Genomic DNA, 14,629 nt, shown 5'->3' on the forward strand with positions numbered 1-14,629 from the left:
TGTAGCAATCTGATAACCATCCACTTATATACTCCAACACTACTGGAAGGGTTGGTTGAATTTGGTATATAGTACCATATGAAGTCTTACCTCCCAGAGTGTATGGCCTAAATAGTTGTTTAGTTAAAAGCATACAATTAAAAGAGGGTGTCGCAATACTATAAAGAAGTAATTTGCGACACCCTGGTTTGAGTATAATAATCCCTTCGTCTAATTCCATAATTACTTATGACTATCGTTTAAAGATGGAGAAACTGCAGAATGACAATAAGATTCCTACATCGGACAGGCAAAGCAAATAAAGGCTCTATAGATACGATCAAAAATGTCACCGAAAGAAATCAAGAGAACCTTTATGAATCTGAGATTTATAGGATTTAGTCAACTGGAAAGATGAATCAGTTTATTATTTTCCCTGACCTAGGTTCTTGGCGTAAATTTTTAGCATTTCCATCGTTTCGCAATTTGGACAGACATTAATTTCCTCTATAGATTTCCCATCATTATACTCCTGCTCGCATTTTGGGCATATAGGGCATTTCTGTTCTTCATTCATTACACATTCCCACTTTCGTATTTCTTCAAGCTACACATGTACTCTTGAATCAAGTTTTTATATTAGGAAGTTCTTTAGTCCTCTAACTATAATATGCATCAATAAGTAATTCACTCACAACTATGTAAATTCCTTCCGATCTTTTCAAAATTCAAAATGTTTCAGGCTCGGACACCTAAGGACTGGGGGAAGTGACCATTTACCACTACATAATTGAAGGGTAAGGGATTTTTTGAACTTACTCACTTTTTCCCCATGTTTCCCTGGAGATTAGGAATATAGTTATTGTTAGAACGAACCACTCTTCTTTGATTTAGTCGAGATTTCTGCTGGTTTATAGTCCAATGCTTCAAGGTACCATATGGAATTATAAATAGTGAAGAAGCAATATGGGCAAGCAACAGGGAAGCAGTATCAATGCTTCCCTGTTTGCTTAAGCTTCACGTTTACCTATCAGGATTCTTTTAACTATTAAAGGAATATGCAGAGCAAAAAATTCAGAAACAGTTAGATTCGATATATAACCAGCTACGTCGAACAATATGTTTATGGTTCCTAAACTATACCAAACTCCAGCGAGAAAATTTATGATCATCAAAAAAATAACAGTACCCGTAATATTAGTCCAGACAAAACCTCTTTTATTTCTAGTTAAGAACAAATGAATTGTTAAAAATATAGTAATTAAGCAAGTTGCAATCATCGAAATAACCGCGAAAGAATCAAACTTTTCAATAGCCCATGTTACAAAGTCGGAATCGAATTCCCCCCGGCTTGCATTTTTATATAAACTTTCAATTAAGCGTGGTCGGGTTGTTATTATACCTACTATCCCCGCGAGTGAAAGAACAGATGATAGTAGAATATATGATTTGTTCAGCAGATTGCTTTTACCGAAACTAATAAAGCAATTACTTATGACAATGATAATTAATAGTATTGCAACGGGTTGTATAGAGATAGCCATTATTCACCTCAAGCAAAGATTAGTGTGTTGGTATACTTCGACAAATGCTTTATTACAGCATTTTTTTCATTATAACATACCCATGTGAATTGGGAGGATTTCATTCCCCATTCCCATGAATCCGGTGTAAGTGCCCAGCTTTATGACCTGGGGTATTACACACTAGGCAGAAAAAATGGAAGAGTTTTTAAATTGAAGTGAGAATCGGGGGATAGGTAGAATTGATTAGGTTCCTAAATATTTCTGTTGACATCGAAAAGGGATCCAAGTATTATAAAAATAAGTTAGGTACCTAAATATAATTTAGCATTTTTGGAGGTAAAAACTATGTCGAAAACAAATTCAAGTAAGTTATATCATGCTTTGCATCGCTTAAATCGGCAGATGCACCGCTCGTACCATCGAGAAGGGCACGGAAAAGGTGGACTTTATCATGGACAGGCAAACTTGCTGCGCATAATCTTGCAAAATAACGGTTCCAGCCAAAGAGATTTGGCAGAACAACTGGATGTACGTCCGTCTTCAATGACAGAGATGTTGATAAAGCTGGAGCAGAGTGGACTGATCCTGAGAAAACAAGATGATAAGGATCAGCGGGTAATGCGCATCTATTTAACCGAGGAAGGGAAAAAAGCTGTTGAGAAAATTGCTGAAAGCAAAGATGCATTCGTAGAATCCTTTTTCAAGGCTTTAACAGAGGATGAACGAGAACAACTCCTTATCCTTACGGAGAAATTGTGCGCAAATTTGGAAGCGGCAGAGGATTCTCATGGAGGGGGGATGCACCACGGACATGGCTTAGGGCATCATGGTTCCTGCCGGAAAAAAGGTATGCACCAAGGTCATGGTCACCACAAACATCATCATGTTTAATACCACCTAATCCGCCCTCTTTTCCGTTGTGCAGTAGTGGGTACTGCCCATGCGTAATCAAGTGCTCGAGGCTGAAATAACAGATGGTACAGCGGGAAAGACCGTTGTGCCATTTTTTTTTGCAAAAATTGCTTCACCCCTTGCGAAACAGCGTTCTGTATTACTGTGAAGAAGGAACTAAACAGGAACGAGGCGTTAAAGATAGCGACTAACATGGTGGAGACGCTGAAAAAATATCCTCCTGGGATTAAGACGAATTTTAATATTAAAAAGGATCGAGACTAGTTCGCAAAAAGATGCCGGAAACGCATCAGATTTTTCAATAATAAGAGTACAATTGACCGGAGCCTAAACATAAAAAATTCTTTTGATGTATCCTCATCAAAAGATTAAGTATAAGGAGATAGATAAGTTCAAGACATAAATATAAATACTCTCTGCATTAAGAGTGAGGAAGGAGCGGTTTGGATTGTTACCCATAATCATCTTTAGAGCAAGGTTGAATATAGAATTTGTTGCTGGTATTATGAGGAAAAGCGAAGGAGATGCTCTATGGATGCTGAACGCAATGAGGTAAAAGTAAAGTTTAATGAAAACGCCAGTCAGTATGATGGCCAAAGGAAAAAGCTCATTCCATGCTTTGATGATTTTTATTCAATAGCAGTTTCCATTGCCAAAACCAATACAAATAATCCGGATATTTTAGATATAGGGGCAGGAACAGGTTTATTATCATCTTTAATATTAGAAAAATTTCCGGATGCTAATATAACGCTTATCGATCTATCGGAGAAGATGTTAGAGGCAGCCAAAGAAAGGTTTAAAGATAATCCTAATTTTACGTACATAATTGATGATTATACTATATATAAATTCGATAAAAAGTTCGATGTGGTTATTTCCTCTCTTTCAATACACCATTTATCCGGTGATGAGAAGAAGCAGTTATATCATAATATCTATTCAATTTTAAATAAGGACGGGGTCTTTATTAATGCAGATCAAGTTCTCGGAGGAACTCCATTTATAGAATCCTTATACAAAAGTGATTGGAGATACAAGGTAGAGAACAGCGACTTGTCAAAAGAAGAAATCCTTTCGGCGTATGAAAGGACAAAATTAGATAAAATGTCTACTCTAGAAGACCAGGTAAACTGGTTAAAAGATAGTGGTTTTTTGGATGTGGATTGTGTTTACAAATATTTTAATTTTGTAGTCCTATTTGGAAGAAAATGAACATTAGTTCCTTCATTCTAGCCTATATTACTACCCAAAATCCCTTAATTTAACTAGATTTCATGTGTATTCAGATTGATTAATCATTTCAAACCCCCATGCTTTCCTGGTCTTGCATTGAAAATCCATCTTTTTTCACATCACTCATATTCAAGGAATCATCGTTTATTTCAATATTCTTAAGCTTTTTAACTGCTCCATAAGCTTCCTTTAAGGAAAGATTATCTCCTTTCCCAGAAATTACCCATAAGGTTTTATAACCCCGTGGTATTGTCTTAAGCTTTTCTTCACCTTTGCCATCCGTAAAATAGACTAGTAAATTAACCTTATGCTGATTAGCATATTCGAAAACCGGGGTAAATTTGGTGCCTCCACTAATATTAATTCGGTCTCTGATATCCTTCGCAGATTTGACGGTATACACTCGTCTGATTTCATTGTCACATTCGATAATCGTAATTTCATGATTAAGATTTTTAACGATCTCCAGGACTTCTTGCAGGGCATGCTTAAATTCCTGATCACTAATGCTGCCGCTGATATCCAGGGCAACAACAATCTTGGCTTTATGACTCCTCAGTTGTCCTCTTAAATCCAAGCGCTCGGGCTGTCTTCGATTTCTTCTGGTTATGGTCTTCTTTTTATTGCTTTCAACCGTTCCCATCAGCCGCTTAAGATATAAATTCCAAGGCAATTCACCCTTGCTGTTCTTAAGGGATGAGACCATACTTTCTAAATAATTGGGAAGGCTGCCTTTTTGAGCATTATCAATAAACTTCTCAGTAAATTCTTGCAGGGTTTTTTCATCCATATCTCCTGACTCTGCCCAAAGGTCATGGGTTTTTTCAGGATCATACTCTGTTTCTATTGTATCGTCCTGATCAGGATCAGCGTCATCTGTATCACTTTCATCGGATGCATCCTCATCCGCTTCCAGCAAGTCCAGGGCGGTTTGAATCTCCTCCACATAATATTCAAAGGGTTTAAAGGGCAGGAGGTTTAAGGAATAATTTAAATTAACCCATTCTAAGGTAACAGAATAGGGGGGAAGATAATCTAAATAGGTATTGACGACGATATTCATGGCTAGATTGATAGCTAATGTGCTGTAGTCAGCCTTAAATTCTTTAGCTCTGATTAAATGCCTGGATAAGATATGAAGAATTTCATGTTTAATGGTACTTTCCATCTGCTTAATATTAAGATTTAGAAAAATGATGGGATTAAAATAGATAACGTACTTAGCCCCTTTAAAATTCACTGCAGTTGGGCTGCTAATGTCAAAGCGTATTTCTCTGGACATTTGCAGTAAAAAATAGCCATAAAAGTTATCTGCATCTTCCATAAGACTTAAATTAACTTTATCGACAAGGCCGAAAAACTCTTTTTTAAACTCTTGGGGTATATAAAGTTCAGAATGATGATTTTTGCGTTTTGCCGAGAAAAAACTATTAACAACACTATCTGCTTTTTCATAAAGACCTTTAACTTGTTTCTCAAACAAATTTTCCATACTTATCACCTGATTAAACGATAAGATTCAAAATATGATTCAATAAAGGCTTCATTTTCTAGGGCAAGTTTGTAAACTTCAGGATAACTGTTCTTAATATCTTTCATGATTCCTATCATTAAGTCCACAGGATATAGGTTTAAAAACTCAATTAACCTATCTATATAAAAACTAGAATCATCACGTTGGGTCAAGATGGTTGTTTCTAAGCTTTTGAGAATATTCTTGGCAGCTAGATAAAGCCGGGTATGGCTTTCTTTCTTTATGCTTTCTCTGATGGATTCAGGCAGGGAAGGTTCTGAAAAAACCTCTTTATAGGAGATGAGGGAAGGGTGATCGGATTCCACAAAACTTACAAATTCTTCGGCTATTAAGCGTCCAACATTTCCTTTGACAACATTTAGAAATACGGATCTGGGTATGGAATCTTTGTTCTCCTTATAAATCTTATAACTGCTGGAAATTCGCTCATAGCTTCTGGGGGTAGCTCTTAGATCATCTTCATTGATCTTATGCAAATAATCGGGGAAAGTGGAGATAAACTCGACAACCTTTTCCTCAATTCCGGCCTCTAGGGCCCAACCCATCCACTGCTGATAATCTGGCTCCATAGATAACCAGACAAAGCGATTTTCTTGGGCGGCATCCATATCGACAACCTGGTAATCAAAATCCGAACCATATTTACTGGAAGGATTCATAGCAGCTAAGATTTTTACACCTTTAGGTAACTTATAGCCATTGATTTCCCGATTTAGGATTAAATTCATCAGTTCCTGTTGGACGGTATGTTCACAGCGATTGATCTCGTCGATAAATAAAAGAACAGTTTTTCCCTGAGCTACTTCTTCGTCAATTTCCCTGAGCTTATGATGAACTGCATAGACGGTTGCTTTCTTTTCCATCGGATCTGTCTTACCATTAACCCCCTGATAAGATTCTATCGTTGGCAGACCCCCGATTTCCCCTTCTTTGAGGAGATTTCCGTTAATAACAATTAAACTCCACTGATTTTTCTGAGCAATTTCCTGGGCTAAGGCTGTTTTGCCGATCCCGCTTTCCCCAACGATTAAAGGGACTTCCTCAGTGGATAGTACTAAGTCAACACTTTTTAAGGTGTCTGTAAAATTCATGGTGTCTCACTCCTATAGCATCTTCAGCTTTTCATCGACAGCTATTTTTTTTGCTTTTTTACTGCCATATTTATAAATAAACATGATCTTGTCTAGGGGCATCAGGTCACTGCTTTTATGGATATAACTGCAATTTAAAAAGTCTCTTACATATTTTTCGTTAACATCTTCAATAGCTAAGGATTGCTTTAACACTTGTTCTAATTCAGCTTTAGAGATTTTGTCCATAATGTATTTAATGACTAAAATGTTGACTTGCAAAAATTCTAAGATTTTTGGTTGATCTAAATCCTTAATAAAGGTAATAGCCCTCTCATTATTCTTGATCGCCAAAAGTTCTGCCTGATAGGTAGGTGAATTAATATATCTTAAGGCATCATAATTAATTTTTACAGCCGCTTCTTGAACACTTGCGCAAGGTTCTTTGATGAATTTTATGGAATCGTAATTTTTTTGCACAGCTAATAATTGCAATTCCTCACTGGGATTCTGAACATATTTAATAGCCCAGCCGGCTTGATTGAGGGCTAATTTAATTAACTGTTCGCTGGGATTTTTAATGTACTCTAAGTTAACCCAGCCATCTTTGATTGCTTTGATCTGCATGTCTTCGGAAGGGTCATTAATAAATTGAATTGCTCGGCCATTATTGTCCAAAGCCAATTCTTGCATCTCTCTGGTTGAATTATCGATAAATTTCAAAGTCAGACCATTTTTTTGTACAGCCAATAACTTAATCTCCTCGGTGGGATTAGGGATATAGGCTATCGCATTAGGATTATTCTTGATCATTTCAATCATCGTTGCTTTTTCCATAAAGTTAGTTCCTTTTATGATTATTTTTAGCATTACTTTGCGTGATACTACTTTTTAAGTAAACCTAAATAAGGTGATTATACCACCAGATAAAAAAAGGGTCTATCAAACACGTTCATAAACCACACCCTAAGTACTTAGCACTTATATGAAAAGGAAGCTCAGTATGACTGAACTTCCTTGTTAAGAATCTTGACTGGTAATTTCCTCAGTCCTTGACCCACTTGGCCACCACAAAGCCAGGATTTCCTTCTCTTTTTTCCTCCATGGCTAGGGCCTCTGCTGTGGTTTGAACATTGGGTGGGAAGAAAAGACATTCTCCAATTTCCGCAGATCTGCCGATTTGCCAGGAACCTATTTCCTCTTTGCTATAAAGAGTAGCACGAGCGAAGACAGAAGAGGGGTTGTTACGAGCTGCCTCGGCATAGTATTCACTCCAGGCACTCCTGCCGGCGATGAGTCCGATCATCAGACAGCCCCCGGGCTTTAAGCGACTAAATAGTTTTTGCAAGATTTTTTCCGGTTCAGGGACGAATTCAAAGGCGGTCATGGAAAAAATCCCATCATAGGTTTCCAGTTGATCAAGAATCTCAGTAATATCGGCCTGCCACCAGTGAACAGGCTTAGTTTCTGCAGTGTTCCCCTCGAGGGAGGCTAGTTTCTTTTGGGCCAGAGCCATCATTTCAGCAGAAATATCCACAGCTGTCACTTCATAGCCCTCTTGCACAAGCCAGCTGGTATATTGTCCGGTTCCACAACCGATCTCCAAAACCTTGGTACCCGGTGTCTTAAACATGGACTGGGCCAAGTGACGTTCAACTTGATCAGAGACTGATCCAAGTTCAGTATCATACCAGGAATCATAATGTGCAGCAACCCGGTCAAAAAGTGCTTCCTTCATTAGTAATCACCCTCATATTCAATTTCCTATTCTATATGTAGCATTCGAATTTCTACATTTTGCTCTTCAATTCCTTCTTTACATACACATAAAATTCAACAATGGGTATATTGCACTATGTATGTGGAAAGAAATATATTTTGATTGCTTAATATGACATGATGTCTTCAAGTTTGATATCGTATAATAACAGCATGTGATACCGTAACAGGTAGCAAAAAGTATTTGGAAAAGAGAGGAAACTATGAAAGATATGAATTTTAGCGACGTAGTTGAACGTTCCGTTCAAATAAGAAAACTCTATCAACAACTAGAACGGCAGCATCATGGATCAGAATGGACCGTGGAAGAGGATGCCTTAGCTTTCCTAACTGATGCCGGCTTGGTGGGTCGTTTGACTATGTGTCAGCAGGAGCGTTGGCCAAAAGGTGGTAATACAGTATCTGAATTGGAGCATAAACTTAGCGAGTGCATATGGTGGCTAATTGTTTTGGCAGAGCGTATGAATATTGATATTAATGAATCATTGGACCAGTTTTTATCAAAACTTGAAAAACAGTTCTAACGGAAATGACTCCCGTACCATTAGTACAGGAGCCTCGATCTGGGGTTTTATTTGGAATGTAAATTGTGCAGAGCAAGTATTATTTTGCAGTAAGCTTATCAAATTGCATACCTTTTTTTCTATCTTTCATTATCTCGATAAGAGGTGCAGATTCTTCGAAGAAGACAATAACGATATCCTCTGGTTTGGCGAGATCCAAGGCAGCTTTAAAAGCCTCCTCCTCATCAAGGATTATTTGCAAGTTTACTCTTGGAAAGTTTGAGGATAGGACGCCTTTTTCCAAGAGATCTGCCACCTCGCCGTCCGCTCTGCCTCTTTTATTCCGATCTTCTTTTATCATAATATAGTCGAAGTTCGCTCCGGCGCATTCCCCAACTTCAAGTATATCCTTGTCTGCTCTATCTCCAGGTACTCCAATAACTCCGATCAATTTATGGTGTTCTATTTGCTTAAGTCCATCAATTACGCATTGATAACCTTCTTTATTATGGCCATAGTCTAAAATAACCCGCTGATCATTAACACAATACATATTAAATCTACCGGGATTATTATTGCAATAAAAGGACGTCAAACCTTGTCTGATTGAATTATAATCAATACCTAGCCCTACAGCAGCAGCACAGGAAGCCATGGCATTTTCTATGTTGTATTTCAGAGCGCCGTTTAAGGTAATGCCAATGCTATTAACAGCTAGCAACGGTTCAGCATGATAGTCCTTTTGGATCATTATCGTGCCGTCATCGACATAGACGCCATACCCACCTTTCAGGAGGTTGTCTTGCAGGGTGGGATTGTCTTTATGATGAGAAAAAACAATAAGTTTACTTTTGAAACGGTCGAGAATGCTTAAGCTCAGCGGATCATCCCCATTAATCACCACATAACCATCTTCCTTAACAGCTTCGCCCACTAACGCTTTAACTTTTGCCAAGTCTTCCAGGGTTTCTACTTCATCGAGCCCTAGGTGATCCTGAGTTATGTTAGTGATCACTCCGACATCTGCTGTCTCATAGGCTAAGCCGCCTTTAATCATGCCACCCCGGGCGGTTTCTAAGACCGCTGCATCAATATCCTTATTGATCAGGACTGACAAAGCGCTCTGAGGACCGGTAGTATCTCCTTGATAGATACATTTCCCTTCGATATAGATTCCATCGGTTGTGGTCATTCCAACGGAATAGCCCGCAAGTGAGAGGATGTGGGCAATGAGTCTTGTGGTGGTTGTTTTTCCGTTGGTTCCGGTTATTGCTACCAGGGGGACTTTTTTAAATCCATCCTTAAATAATTTATCAACGATGTGTCCTGCGACATTGCGTTTTTTGCCACTGAACGGATTGTGATGCATTCTAATACCCGGTGCAGCATTGACTTCAATGATTGCGCCTCCTTCGGTAAGGGGCTTGCTAATATCTTGACACAGCAAATCAATGCCGCAGATGTCTAGTCCAATAGCATTTGCTGCCCGTTGGCAGAGTTCAATGGTTTCCTTGCAGATTGAATCTGTATGATCGATGGCAAAGCCACCGGTAGATAAATTGGCGTTAGCTTTTAAGGTTAATTTCTCACCCTTCAATAGAATTGACTCTAAGCAGTAGTTTTTTTGATTTAAATAAGTAATCAAAGTCTCATCAATTTTGATTTTTGTTAATTCCTTTTCATGCCCCTCGCCTCTGCGAATGTCCTGGTTCACTGTATATATTAACTGCTCTATGGAGCTTACCCCATCTCCAATAATGAAGGGGGGGATTCTCTCTGAAACAGCTACTATGTCCCCATAAACACTGCATACTCGATAGTCATTTCCCTGGATATGCTCTTCAATCATGATATTTTGATAATCCTTAGACAAAAGGTCATAGGCGTTGGATAATCCTATCTTATCGTTAATATTGGCTATAACTCCCTTGCCTTGATTACCATACTGGGGTTTTAGTACCACCGGATATCCTATCTCTTGGGCAGCGGATAAGGCATCACTTTTATTCTGAACTTTCCTGCCATATGCAATCGGCAGACAATGCAAGCTAAGTAGTTCTTTAGTAAGTAACTTATCCTGAGCAATGCTGACAGCGATTTCCCGGGTGTCATTGCCCAGAGTAGCTTGGATAGTTTTGGAGTGTTTTCCGTAACCTAATTGAAAAATGCTTTCTTGACCGATTCTTAAGATCGGGATTCCTCTTTTCCTCGCCTCGTTGCAAATATCCAGAGTACTCCGGCCGAGTTGTTCACTCACTAATAGTTCCTTTAAATTTGCGTATCTTAGATCTAGATCAAAGGACTCATGCTTTATTAAGGAATTAATGAAGTCAACGGCTGTATTCCCAACCTCTAACCCTGTAGACATGTATTCATATTGATAAATAACATAGTATCTATCCCCGGATATCTCCCGGGCCTTTCCATAACTTACTTCTAAGCCCAACATATTCTGGAGGGCAATAATAATATGCTCTGTGACATGTGCCAAATAGGTTCCCTCTGTCAATCTCTTAATAAAGCCTCTATCCTCATCAATACCACACCGGTGCTTTTCAAGCTCTGGCAGCATGCTTATTAAGGTTGAATTAAAACCTTTGATTTCCTTACTTGGAATGTCACAGTATCCTTCTAAATCTAGGTCCAGCCTGATGCATTTTTTGTGTGAATAAATGTTCCTTCCCGGAAAAACCTTGGAACTAATAATTTTCACGAAGCTGACCTCCTATTGAAGATTCATTTCCATATTCCTTATATGCTTTTGCTAAGTGTCCGTCAAATTAATCAATCCGCTGCGATTCTAATATATCCAAGAATCTAACATGTACGCTGGTATTTATTGTTTAATACGGCTCGCTATGGTTATCTTAAACACATCAATGAATTAAATGACCAATTAATGTCCCTGCGGAATCACCGACTCTGCAAGTCCGAGTAGCGTATTCATATCCTCCGATTCGTTTACAACGAATTATTACTTAGTAAGTATGTAACAACAAACTTGTTATTCAGTAAAATATAGTAAATAAAAATAAGAAGGTGGCTATATTGACAAGTGGTTACATTACTTATCCCGGATTTAAGCCTGGAGACAAAGTAGTTGCACTCGTTTTCCATCCTCCAGAGATTAGGAGTGGAACAAAAGCAACCATAATATCACCACGAGTAGAGAGCCTTTATGCAGTACAATTGCCCGATGGAGAGCTACATCGATGGTTTACTGGCTCTGAGTTGGAACCTGTAAGCCCATGTCTCAATCATTACGGGATACTACAGGCAGGAGAGCTGGCTAGAGTATTGAATGAGAAAGGGCATCCGCCAAAGATTCAGCAAGGAATGATTGTTAAAATAGTGAAGGTTTTCCCACAAACTCTTGTGTACGATTTAAAATTAGAAAATGGTAAGTATCATCGCTGGCTTGCTGATTTCGAAATTATCCCTTCTAGTCTGGTCTGAAAAGTATCTGATTATTGACAGAAGCGTGTGGGAAACAAGGGGATACTTATAATTCAATTGGAAACAATAGCTCGGAGGCTTTTTAAAATCCTAAATGAGAAGGAACCGGCGTGATTAGATGACTGAAAAACTCAACCAGTACAATCAAAAAAGAAACTTCACCAGAACCGCAGAACCGGAAGGGATAACAGAAGTTACCCAAGAGGGTCTGAGGTATGTGGTTCAGCACCATTTGGCTCGCAGAGATCATTACGACTTCCGCCTGGAATGGGAAGGAGCCCTATTAAGCTGGGCAGTGCCTAAGGGCCCTTCCTATGATACCCGTGACAAGAGGCTGGCCATAAGGGTGGAGGAGCATCCCTTGGAATATAGAAACTTTGAGGGGACGATTCCCCAAGGGGAATATGGCGGCGGTGTGGTTATGCTCTGGGATGAAGGGTACTGGGAACCCTATGGGGATGTGGGTGACGGACTCCGTGCAGGTGTGCTGAAGTTTGTTGTGAAAGGACGCAGACTTAAGGGCAAGTGGGCTCTGGTGCGCTTGAAAGGAAAAGCGGGGGAGAAGCAGGATAACTGGCTGTTGCTTAAAGAAAAAGATGAGTATGCCAAAACTTCCGAGGGAATTTCAGAATTTAATACCAGCATTAGAACCGGACGCACCATGACGGAAATTGAAGAAGGGGAAGAGGAAAAAATCACTCAGAATCCCTTTAGCAGTGCCAGCGTGCAGTTGGCCCAATTAGTCCATACGCCTCCTAAGGGTGAGGATTGGCTCTATGAGTTGAAATACGATGGCTACAGAATACTGGCCTATATTGAAGGTAACAGTGTCCGGCTGATTACCAGGAACGGCCATGATTATACAAAGCGGTTTCAGGAAGTCGCCACTTCCCTTACTGAATGGGCTATTGGCCGGGCGATGATTCTGGACGGTGAAATGGTCATCACGGATCCAGCGGGGAAGACGGACTTTCAGGCCCTGCAGAACTATCTAAAAAACCCCCAGGCCAAAAACCTGACCTATATCGTCTTCGACCTCCTGGCTCTGGATGGAACGGATCTCAGGGGCCAACGTCTGATTGACAGGAAGGAGACGCTGGCAGCCTTAATGCAGGATGCACCCGAAAACCTCCACTACAGCCGGCATGTGAGAGGAAACGGCAAAGAGAGTTTCCGGGCGGCCTGTGAAGGGGATATGGAAGGGATAATCGGTAAAAAAGCCGATTCCGTCTACAGTGGAGGAAGAAACGGCGACTGGGTCAAGCTTAAATGCGATAAAAGGCAGGAATTTGTGATCGGAGGCTATACCCTTTCCAATAAAAAAACCAGCGGAATAAGTTCCCTCCTCCTGGGCGTCTATGCAAGGGGGGAATTAGTCTATGCCGGCCGAGCCGGCACCGGCTTGAGCGAAGCGGATATGAAAAAGCTGGAGGGTGAATTTGCTAGCATACAGAGAGGAGAGTCCCCTTTCCAATTTGCGCCTAAACCCAGGTCCGGTGAAAAGATCACCTGGCTGGAACCTAAATTGGTGGCGGAAATTAAATTTGCCGAATGGACCGCAGATCATCAGTTAAGGCAAGCCAGCTTTAAAGGCCTGCGGGGGGATAAGAATCCTAAGGATATTAGAAAAGAAACAGCGGATGAAGATAGAGCAGACGACGAAACACTGTCCCCATCAGCGGTTAAAAAAACGGAAAGCCTTGTGGAAGTAAACACCAACGGGATCATCATCGAAGGAATCAAGATCAGCAACCCGGACAAAGTGATCTTTCCTGGCTCGGAAATCACTAAAGTCGATGTGATTCGGTATTACGCCCAGGTGGCAGAGCGCATGCTGCCCTATGTGAGCCATAGGGTTCTTAGCATTGTACGCTGTCCCAAAGGCATAGCCCAGACTTGCTTTTATAAGAAGCATCCCGTTCCGGGAAGCAAAGGAATTGTCACTATCCCGATTTCTACCGGCAGCGGTGAACAAGAGGACTACTTCTATATTGACGCCCCCGCCGGGCTGATCGCTGAAGCACAAATGGGCACCCTAGAATTTCATATCTGGGGGAGCCGGGTGGACCATCTAGAAAAACCTGACATGATGGTATTTGATCTGGATCCTGACGAAGGGATGGATCTGAGCAGGGTGCGTCAAGGTGTGCTGGATGTAAAAAATATTCTGGCCCAGCTTTCCCTGAACTCCTACCTCAAGACCAGCGGCGGTAAAGGGTATCATGTAGTCGTCCCCTTAAAACCGTCCGTAACCTGGGAGAGGTTTCACGATTTTGCCAGGCGCGTTGCCGAAGTGATGGAACAGAAGTGGCCTGACCGTTATACAAGCAATGTGAGAAAAGCTAAGCGTACTAACAAGATCTTCATCGACTGGATTCGCAACGGCAGAGGTGCTACCAGCATAGCCCCCTATTCCCTGAGAGCTAGGAACGGGGCCGGAGTGTCCATGCCCATCGCCTGGGCTGAACTGAACACGGTGGCTCCTGACGGTATCAATATGGCGGAGGCCCTCCGGAGGATCGGCGGCAATGACCCTTGGCAGGATTTTTTCCGGAATAATCAGCAACTTAAATGAATGCAGGGGGTCCTTTGCAGTTGCGTTTTTCTAGATTTGATTTATACTTTAAGTATTAA

General features: G+C 40.5%; 12 protein-coding genes. 5 read left to right on the top strand and 7 right to left on the bottom strand.

What is annotated here, in order from left to right; translation table 11 throughout:
- Positions 1–406: 406 nt before the first annotated feature.
- Both DP73_RS23470 and DP73_RS12770 read right to left on the bottom strand, forming a co-directional pair.
- Positions 407–556, bottom strand: a complete 150-nt coding sequence (locus tag DP73_RS23470) for a hypothetical protein (protein WP_165574412.1) — start codon at positions 554–556, stop codon at positions 407–409.
- A 433-nt stretch (positions 557–989) separates the two neighbouring features.
- The gene (locus DP73_RS12770; protein WP_034599999.1) at positions 990–1,523 is read right to left on the bottom strand and encodes a hypothetical protein; all 534 of its coding nucleotides are present in this window, start codon (positions 1,521–1,523) and stop codon (positions 990–992) included.
- A 327-nt stretch (positions 1,524–1,850) separates the two neighbouring features.
- Here DP73_RS12770 and DP73_RS12775 point away from each other — a divergent pair, with 327 nt between their 5' ends.
- Positions 1,851–2,396, top strand: coding sequence for a MarR family transcriptional regulator (locus DP73_RS12775; protein WP_034600000.1), 546 nt, complete (start codon positions 1,851–1,853; stop codon positions 2,394–2,396).
- 552 nt (positions 2,397–2,948) lie between these two features.
- A complete protein-coding gene (locus tag DP73_RS12785; RefSeq protein ID WP_034600002.1) occupies positions 2,949–3,632 on the top strand; it encodes a class I SAM-dependent methyltransferase in 684 nt (227 codons plus the stop codon).
- Positions 3,633–3,720: 88 nt separating this feature from the next.
- On the opposite strand, the gene DP73_RS12790 is transcribed toward DP73_RS12785, so the two are convergent.
- From DP73_RS12790 to DP73_RS12805, 4 genes are all read right to left on the bottom strand, one after another.
- Positions 3,721–5,145, bottom strand: a complete 1,425-nt coding sequence (locus tag DP73_RS12790; protein WP_034600003.1) for a VWA-like domain-containing protein — start codon at positions 5,143–5,145, stop codon at positions 3,721–3,723.
- Positions 5,146–5,150: 5 nt separating this feature from the next.
- Positions 5,151–6,278 (bottom strand): ATP-binding protein, encoded by a 1,128-nt coding sequence (locus DP73_RS12795; RefSeq protein ID WP_034600004.1) that lies wholly within the window; start codon positions 6,276–6,278, stop codon positions 5,151–5,153.
- Positions 6,279–6,290: 12 nt separating this feature from the next.
- The gene (locus tag DP73_RS12800) at positions 6,291–7,094 is read right to left on the bottom strand and encodes a hypothetical protein (RefSeq protein WP_034600005.1); all 804 of its coding nucleotides are present in this window, start codon (positions 7,092–7,094) and stop codon (positions 6,291–6,293) included.
- Between the two features lie 208 nt (positions 7,095–7,302).
- Positions 7,303–7,995: a class I SAM-dependent methyltransferase gene (locus tag DP73_RS12805; protein ID WP_034600007.1), complete on the bottom strand. Its 693-nt coding sequence runs from the start codon at positions 7,993–7,995 to the stop codon at positions 7,303–7,305.
- A gap of 244 nt (positions 7,996–8,239) precedes the next feature.
- On the opposite strand from DP73_RS12805, the gene DP73_RS12810 reads away from it, so the two are divergent.
- Entirely contained in the window at positions 8,240–8,560 is a 321-nt protein-coding gene (locus DP73_RS12810) for a MazG-like protein (RefSeq protein ID WP_034600008.1), read from the top strand.
- 79 nt (positions 8,561–8,639) lie between these two features.
- On the opposite strand, the gene cphA is transcribed toward DP73_RS12810, so the two are convergent.
- Complete coding sequence (gene cphA, locus DP73_RS12815; protein WP_034600009.1) at positions 8,640–11,252, bottom strand: cyanophycin synthetase; 2,613 nt, start codon at positions 11,250–11,252, stop codon at positions 8,640–8,642.
- Between the two features lie 335 nt (positions 11,253–11,587).
- On the opposite strand from cphA, the gene DP73_RS12820 reads away from it, so the two are divergent.
- The gene (locus DP73_RS12820) at positions 11,588–11,995 is read left to right on the top strand and encodes a hypothetical protein (protein WP_034600010.1); all 408 of its coding nucleotides are present in this window, start codon (positions 11,588–11,590) and stop codon (positions 11,993–11,995) included.
- A 118-nt stretch (positions 11,996–12,113) separates the two neighbouring features.
- Complete coding sequence (gene ligD / locus DP73_RS12825; RefSeq protein WP_034600012.1) at positions 12,114–14,570, top strand: DNA ligase D; 2,457 nt, start codon at positions 12,114–12,116, stop codon at positions 14,568–14,570.
- Positions 14,571–14,629 lie beyond the last annotated feature (59 nt).

The sequence above is a fragment of the Desulfosporosinus sp. HMP52 genome (assembly GCF_000765145.1).
GTDB lineage: Bacteria > Bacillota > Desulfitobacteriia > Desulfitobacteriales > Desulfitobacteriaceae > Desulfosporosinus.

Bases quoted from the DNA above. Each gene is read 5' to 3' on its own strand.
- DP73_RS23470 (WP_165574412.1), bottom strand. From the start codon at position 556: ATGAATGAAGAACAGAAATGCCCTATATGCCCAAAATGCGAGCAGGAG.
- DP73_RS12770 (WP_034599999.1), bottom strand. From the start codon at position 1,523: ATGGCTATCTCTATACAACCCGTTGCAATACTATTAATTATCATTGTC.
- DP73_RS12775 (WP_034600000.1), top strand. From the start codon at position 1,851: ATGTCGAAAACAAATTCAAGTAAGTTATATCATGCTTTGCATCGCTTA.
- DP73_RS12785 (WP_034600002.1), top strand. From the start codon at position 2,949: ATGGATGCTGAACGCAATGAGGTAAAAGTAAAGTTTAATGAAAACGCC.
- DP73_RS12790 (WP_034600003.1), bottom strand. From the start codon at position 5,145: ATGGAAAATTTGTTTGAGAAACAAGTTAAAGGTCTTTATGAAAAAGCA.
- DP73_RS12795 (WP_034600004.1), bottom strand. From the start codon at position 6,278: ATGAATTTTACAGACACCTTAAAAAGTGTTGACTTAGTACTATCCACT.
- DP73_RS12800 (WP_034600005.1), bottom strand. From the start codon at position 7,094: ATGGAAAAAGCAACGATGATTGAAATGATCAAGAATAATCCTAATGCG.
- DP73_RS12805 (WP_034600007.1), bottom strand. From the start codon at position 7,995: ATGAAGGAAGCACTTTTTGACCGGGTTGCTGCACATTATGATTCCTGG.
- DP73_RS12810 (WP_034600008.1), top strand. From the start codon at position 8,240: ATGAAAGATATGAATTTTAGCGACGTAGTTGAACGTTCCGTTCAAATA.
- ligD (WP_034600012.1), top strand. From the start codon at position 12,114: ATGACTGAAAAACTCAACCAGTACAATCAAAAAAGAAACTTCACCAGA.